Here is a 1,721-nt window from a genome sequence, read left to right on the forward strand (position 1 = left end):
CTGGTGTGCTACCCGTCAAGTAGACAATGAAAAAAATATAAAATTTTTGTGTTGCCCGGTTTGTGCCGGGCAATATTTTTATGCGGCTAATAACCGTTCATGAAATTCAAACGGTGTTAATACATCAAGGCCCCTTTGCGGGCGGTCATTTATGTAATAGTCTATATATGCCGTTATCGCTTGTACAAGCTCCTCTCTGGTATGATACTTCTTCCCATAATACATTTCGCGTTTTAGTATCCCCCAGAATCCCTCCATAGGTCCATTATCCGTACAGTGCGCCACTCGGGACATGCTCTGTATCATTCCCGCATCTACCAGCTTTTGGTGAAATACACGGGAGGTATATTGGAATCCCCGGTCACTATGAAAGATTGGATGAGCTCCCGGATTGTTCTTTACTGCCAGATCGAAAGTATCGAATACAAGCTGATTGTTATTGTGATCGCTTAACACATATGCAACCGGACGATGATCACATAAGTCCAGAATCACACTCAGGTATAGCTTATGGATATGGTCAAATGAAGTGCCATACTTAAACTCTGTTACATCAGTTACCCATTTCTTGTTCAGACTATCTGCATGAAAGTCTCTGTTTAAAATATTTTCTGCGATAAAAGCTGGATTTTTCGATGGTCTGGTACAGCCGTCATAACGATATTTTAAGTTTGACCTTATTTGCTGTTTCCTGCATATACGCAGGATCCTCTTATCATTTACTTTGATGCCATTATCGTGACGGAGTTTGTCATTCAATCTCCGATATCCCATGTCAGGATGTTCTTGATGGATTGCTTCCAACCGGTCAGAAATCTGTTTGTTCAGCCGGTCATTTGCTGTTTCTATACGGTTCAGCCATTTGTAGTAAGCCGCTCTTGTAATGCCGCCAAGTTTACACAAGGACCGGATCGAATAATGGTGTTCTTCATGTTCCTCTTTGATTACCTGATAAATGTGTTTGTTTCTCTGCCGGCTCAGCCCCGCCTCCTTTCGATTTCTGCAAGTTTTTTTAGGAAGTCCGCCTCCATTTGTGCGTGTTCTTTTTCTGCCCGCAAGATCCGGTTTTCTGCCCGCAGCTTTTCGAGTTCTGACATTTCCGCTTCTGGTTTTCGTTTTCCGCGTCTGTCACGAAGAGCCTCCACTCCCTGTTTCTCGTATTTTATCGTATAATTACGTGCCTGTTGGTAAGAAATCCCAAACTGTTCTGATGTCTTGGCATAATTATGATCATGGGCGATGCAGTATTGCACGATTTCAACCCGTTCATCGAAGGTGGTTTTTTTCCCTTTGGTCATGATAGCATTTCCTCCTGTTCCGGAAGCTTTTAGCTTCTCATGTCCATTATACTTCAAAACCCACTGTCCGATCGTATTTTCGGAAGGAATGTTATAGGTAACCGCCAGTTCCCTGTAAGATCCTTCTCCGTTTAGATACGCTTCAACAACATCTTTTTTAAAGGAGGCCGAATAAGATTGATTGTGACCTGTTCTGAGGAAAGCGGATTCTCCGAATGCTTTATACTTGTCAACCCATCTTCTAAAAACGGTTTTACCCACTCCAAGTTCGCTGGCGTGTGATAGATAGGATCCGTTTCCTGAAATGTAATCTTTTACAGCCTGCAGCTTCACTTCTGGTAATATTCCTCTAGGCATAATAAAACTCCCCTCCAGATAAACAGTTTTATTATTTCAACTGTCTACCTAAAGGGGAGCATATCA

Annotated in this window: 2 protein-coding genes; both read right to left on the bottom strand. The window is 42.4% G+C overall.

The window, feature by feature from the left end; genetic code table 11:
* Positions 1 to 78 precede the first annotated feature (78 nt).
* Complete coding sequence (locus FLB61_RS12905; protein WP_144018337.1) at positions 79 to 981, bottom strand: IS3 family transposase; 903 nt, start codon at positions 979 to 981, stop codon at positions 79 to 81.
* Positions 978 to 1,655, bottom strand: coding sequence for a helix-turn-helix domain-containing protein (locus FLB61_RS12910; RefSeq protein WP_087213692.1), 678 nt, complete (start codon positions 1,653 to 1,655; stop codon positions 978 to 980). The genes FLB61_RS12905 and FLB61_RS12910 overlap by 4 nt, the downstream gene beginning before the upstream one ends.
* Between the last annotated feature and the right edge of the window lie 66 nt (positions 1,656 to 1,721).

Source organism: Sellimonas caecigallum, assembly GCF_019754295.1.
Taxonomy (GTDB): domain Bacteria; phylum Bacillota; class Clostridia; order Lachnospirales; family Lachnospiraceae; genus Sellimonas; species Sellimonas caecigallum.

What these genes read in the sequence shown, in the direction of transcription:
- FLB61_RS12910 (WP_087213692.1), bottom strand. Translation starts at nt 1,655, where the DNA reads ATGCCTAGAGGAATATTACCAGAAGTGAAGCTGCAGGCTGTAAAAGAT.